The 3,418-nt window shown below is 74.1% G+C and carries 4 protein-coding genes and 1 pseudogene; 3 read left to right on the top strand and 2 right to left on the bottom strand.

Going from position 1 to position 3,418, the window contains the following annotated elements:
• Nucleotides 1–17 precede the first annotated feature (17 nt).
• On the top strand, nt 18–878 hold the full coding sequence (locus KBX39_RS26855; RefSeq protein ID WP_210873131.1) for an arginase family protein: 861 nt from the start codon (nt 18–20) through the stop codon (nt 876–878).
• Here the strand turns inward: KBX39_RS26855 and KBX39_RS26850 are convergent.
• Nucleotides 875–1,288: an NUDIX domain-containing protein gene (locus KBX39_RS26850; RefSeq protein WP_210873129.1), complete on the bottom strand. Its 414-nt coding sequence runs from the start codon at nt 1,286–1,288 to the stop codon at nt 875–877. The two genes, KBX39_RS26855 and KBX39_RS26850, sit on opposite strands and share 4 nt — an antisense overlap.
• A gap of 148 nt (nt 1,289–1,436) precedes the next feature.
• On the opposite strand from KBX39_RS26850, the gene KBX39_RS26845 reads away from it, so the two are divergent.
• Nucleotides 1,437–2,378 (top strand): sugar phosphate isomerase/epimerase, encoded by a 942-nt coding sequence (locus tag KBX39_RS26845; RefSeq protein ID WP_209961765.1) that lies wholly within the window; start codon nt 1,437–1,439, stop codon nt 2,376–2,378.
• Nucleotides 2,379–2,451: 73 nt separating this feature from the next.
• Nucleotides 2,452–3,072: a class I SAM-dependent methyltransferase gene (locus tag KBX39_RS26840; protein WP_209961763.1), complete on the top strand. Its 621-nt coding sequence runs from the start codon at nt 2,452–2,454 to the stop codon at nt 3,070–3,072.
• A gap of 23 nt (nt 3,073–3,095) precedes the next feature.
• Here KBX39_RS26840 and KBX39_RS26835 read toward each other — a convergent pair.
• A pseudogene (locus KBX39_RS26835) lies at nt 3,096–3,418 on the bottom strand (pyridoxamine 5'-phosphate oxidase family protein); the annotation flags it as partial.

Raw genomic sequence — 3,418 nt, 5'->3', positions numbered from 1 at the left:
TTCGGCGGCAGCGTCAGCTGTGTATCCGCGACAGCACCCCGGGGGTCGAGCGCGCCCCGGCCGCCCTGCGCGCCGCCGGCCTGCTCGACCTGCTGCGCGACGGGGCGGACGCCGAGGACTGCGGTGACGTGCCGGGCTTCCGGTGGCGGCCCGATCCGGCGTACCCGAGGGGGCAGAACGCGGGCGCGGTGGCCGCCGTCGCGTCGGCGGTGGCCGACCGGGTCGCGGGCGCGCTGGGCCGGGGCCGCGTGCCGCTGGTGCTCGGCGGCGACTGCACCGTGACTGTCGGCCTGGTCGCCGGGTGCGCGCGGGCCGGGCTGTCGCCCGCGCTGGTGTACGTGGACGGCGGCCCGGATCTCTACACGCCGGAGACCCGCGCGAACGGCAACCTGGATGCGATGGGGCTGGCCCACATGCTGGGCCTGCCGGGGACACTGCCCGAGGTGGCGGGCGTCGGGCCGGTGGCACCGCTGCTGTCCCCGCAGCGGGTGGTGGTGTACGGGGACTCGCTGCCCCGGGGTGACCACGAGCGGGATCTGGTGGCGGAACTGGGGCTGGCGTACGTGCCCGCCGACGAGGTGCACGCCGACGCGCGGGCGGCGGCGCGCCGGGCCCGGGCGGTGGCCGAGGGCGCGGCCGAGACGTTCGTGGTGCACTTCGACGTGGACGTGCTGCGTTTCGTGGACGCGCCGCTGGCGGACGTGCCGGAGCCGTCCGGGCTGAGCCTGGGCGAGGCGGCGGCGACGCTGGCGGAGCTGGTGGCGAGCCCGAAGTTCGCCGGGTTGTCGGTCACCGAGATCAACCCGCACCATCTGCCGGACGACGAGCTGCTCCCCCGGTTCGCCGGCGTGCTGGCCGGGGCGCTGACCGGGCGTTAGGCGGTCTCCGCGAGGTGCAGCGGCAGCACCTTCGCCGCGCTCACCGCCAGGTCGCGGTCGAGCACCTCGTCGCGGGGCACGAAGACCCTCGCCTGTCCCTCGCCGAGCACCACGTCCTCCTGGCGCGCGTCGGTGGTGCCACGGAAGACGTACACGGTGACCGTGTGGGCAAAGCCGTCCTCGTGCGGGCGGGGACCGCTCCACAGCAGGTGCAGCTCCCCGGCGGTCAGCCCGGTCTCCTCCAGTAGCTCGCGCCGGGCGGCCTGCTCCGGTGTCTCGCCGGGTTCGATGCTGCCACCGGGCAGGCTCCACTGGTACGGAGACACCGGCGCGTTGCCGTCGCGGTGCTGCATGAGGATCGCGCCGGTCCGGTCGACGAGCAGGACGAGGGCGACGTCGTATGCGGCCACTCCCCGAGCCTGCCACGCGGCACCGGCGACACGCAGCCCCCCACTTTCTGCAGCATCGACCGAAAGTTCGATTCAGAGCACCAAAAGCCATAGACATATCGACATAGCTTTTGTAGCGTCAGCGCACAGGCGACGAAGGAGTGCGACCATGTGCTACGGACATGACGGACACGCCGCGCTGCAACAGTCACTTGACCGGCGTGGCCTGCTGCGCGGCTCCCTGGCGGCGCTCGCCGGGATCGGGCTCGCCACCGGGCTCGGCGCGACGGCCGCCCAGGCCGGCGGACACCACCACGGCCGGCGCCCGGTGCCGAAGGAGTTGATCAGCCTCCAGCTCTGGACGGTCCGCGACGCGCTCAACGGCTCCCCCGGCTACGACGCGACGCTGGCGCACCTGGCCCGCATCGGCTACCCCCGGGTCGAGCTGGCGCTCGGCTACTTCGGCCGTACCGCCCGGGAGTTGCGCCGCTTCCTGGACGGCATCGGCATCAAGGCCAGCTCCAGCCACGACGGCATCGCCGCCGACGCCGCCGCGCTGGACCAGAAGATCGCGAACGCCCGTACGCTGGGCCAGCGGTTCATGGTGGTGCCGTACCTGAACTCCGACCGCGAGGACGACTGGAAGCGCTGGGCGGAGCAGATGAACGTCGAGGCCGCCGCGGCGCGCAAGGCGGGCCTGCGGTACGGCTACCACAACCACGCGCACGAGTTCACCATCGACTTCGGCAACGGCCGGCGGCCGTGGGACGTGCTGACCGAGGAACTCGACCCGCGACTGGTGCACCTGGAGATCGACATCTACTGGGCGGTCACCGGCGGCATCACCTCCGGCGAGGGCGTCGCCGACCCGGAGGGCTTCACGCTCGACGTGATCCGCTCGGCGCCGCAGCGGGTCCTGCAGTACCACGTCAAGGACCGCGACCCGGCCACCGGCGACATGGCCGACCTGGGCACCGGGATGATCGACTTCGCCCGGATCTTCCGTGGGCACCAGGTGCTGGAGTACATCGTGGAGAACGACACGCCGGACGTGACGCCGCAACGGACCGCTGAGGTCGGCTACCGCTACCTGCGCCGCCTGCGGTTCTGACCCCCGGCGGGGCACGGACGGCCGCCGGGCGTGACACGCTCGGGGGTGGCCGCGCCGACCGAGGGGGTACGCGATGACCGACGAGCCGGACGACGTCCACTACGACCGCCTCTACCGGGACACCGAACGGCCGCCGTGGGAGATCGGCGGTCCGCAGCCGGCGCTCGCCGCGGTCCTCGACACCGGGGTACGCGGGCCGCGCGTGCTCGACGTCGGCTGCGGCACCGGGGAGTTGGCGCTCGCGCTGGCCCGCCGCGGCCTCGACGTGACAGGCGTCGACATCTCGCCGGTGGCGATCGGCCAGGCCCGGTCCAAGGCCGCCGCGGCGGGACTGCCGGCGCGTTTCGAGGTGTGCGACGCCACGGCGATCCCGGTGCCGCCGGTGCCGTACGACTCGGTGTTCGACTCCGGGCTGCTGCACTCGCTGGACCGGCGGGGCGCCGCCGTACGCGACTACCTGGCGCTGCTGCCGCGCCTGACCGCGCCCGGCGGGGCGGTGTTCGTGCTGGCGGTGTCGCCGGAGGCGGGCCAGGGCTGGGGTCTGGACGCCGACGCCCTGCGCGCGGCGTTCCCGGAGCCACTGTGGTCACCTGTCACGGTGGAGCGGATCGACGTGCTGGCCCGGGTCGAGGGCGCGGACCTGCGGCTGGCCGGCAATCTGCTGCGCGCCACCCGCTCCCCCGTCGGTCCGTAGCGGGACCGGTCCGGCGGGCGGAGTCAGCGGTGCCAGTGCTGACGTGGGGCGTAGCCCTCGCGGCGCAGCCAGTGTTCGGTGTAGACGATCCGGTCGGCCTCGATCACGACGAGCGGGTCCTCGGGCGGCTCGGCCAGTGACCGGCCGCGCTCGGCGTGTTCGCTCTCCCAGCGGAACGCGGCCCAGTGGTGGGCCCGGTCCGGATGCTCCGGGCCGAGCACCCGGGCGGTGCCGAACACCTGCGCGCCGCGGCTGCTGGCCAGGCCGACCAGCGGCGCGAAGACGCCTACCGACACGCGCGGGTCGGCGGCGACCCGCATGACGCCACCGGCGACGGCGGCGAAGT

The organism is Micromonospora sp. D75, from assembly GCF_018070405.1.
GTDB lineage: Bacteria > Actinomycetota > Actinomycetes > Mycobacteriales > Micromonosporaceae > Micromonospora > Micromonospora chalcea.
The sequence above is the reverse complement of the archived record's forward strand: the minus strand, read 5'-3'. Positions and strand labels throughout refer to the sequence as shown.